Genomic DNA, 936 nt, shown 5'->3' on the forward strand with positions numbered 1-936 from the left:
TACGCATTTCCTTATCGATATATAGTCAATTGGTATGTTCAGAAGACACATGGAAGAGTAAAACAAGACAGAGAAATAACATTCAAGATATTTCAAATATCAGAATTACTAAAGGCATTAGTGGGGGCCACTCCAGATAAGCCATCTTTATATACTTATAAGAAAAACAAAAAAGATGTTTTCTGCTCCAAATCAGCGGTAAATAGTGCCGTTAAAGTTTTGTGGCCTCACTTTATAAAACACTATACGGGTTTTAGAGACTTGGAGAATCTGGCTGAATGGCAAAGAACCCAGGAGCAACTTAGCCGTGGTAAAAACGATTCGGAGCTGAATAAAACGAGAGAGCGCCTTCTGCTAATTCGTTCTCAAGATCAGTGGGATAATATGGTTGAAGATATCAATTTGAGAGAGACATATAGACGCTGTCGTGAGGAGTGGCCATTAGTAAGTTTTTATTTGGAAGGCTCTTCAAGGAAAAAAGAGGATTGGGTCTCCAAATACAAAAACAGAAAACTCGAGCCTGAATGGATTCAACTGTTAGACAAAAACTTGTCTCCAGAAACAAAAGAATGGCTACTTTCTTTGTCTGATAGTGAGTGTCGAACTGGATTAGTTGCAAAACTGTTGATGCAAGAAATCATGGAGGACACTATTTATCCATCACCACACTCCTTCAGGCACATGTGGGCTGAGGCAGTTTACAGGCGCTTTGATGGAGATGCTGGATGGATGATACGAAGTCAATTTAAACATATTGCCAAACGTATGTGGCTTGCTTATATCAGAAATAAAGATAATCGCTCGATTCATCGACAAGTGAAACAGCAGGTTATTAGCTCTTTAGTCGCCAACTTCATACAAAAACAAGGGAATGGCTACGCCGGCAAATTCCACAAATGGCTTAAACGACTTATGCACAAGACAGTGATTATGAAT

1 protein-coding gene is annotated in these 936 nt (G+C 39.1%); it reads left to right on the forward strand.

Going from position 1 to position 936, the window contains the following annotated elements; translation table 11 throughout:
• A partial coding sequence (locus A3735_RS30325) for a hypothetical protein (RefSeq protein WP_197485683.1) occupies positions 1-936 on the forward strand: 936 nt, incomplete at both ends.

The organism is Oleiphilus sp. HI0061 (assembly GCF_001635675.1).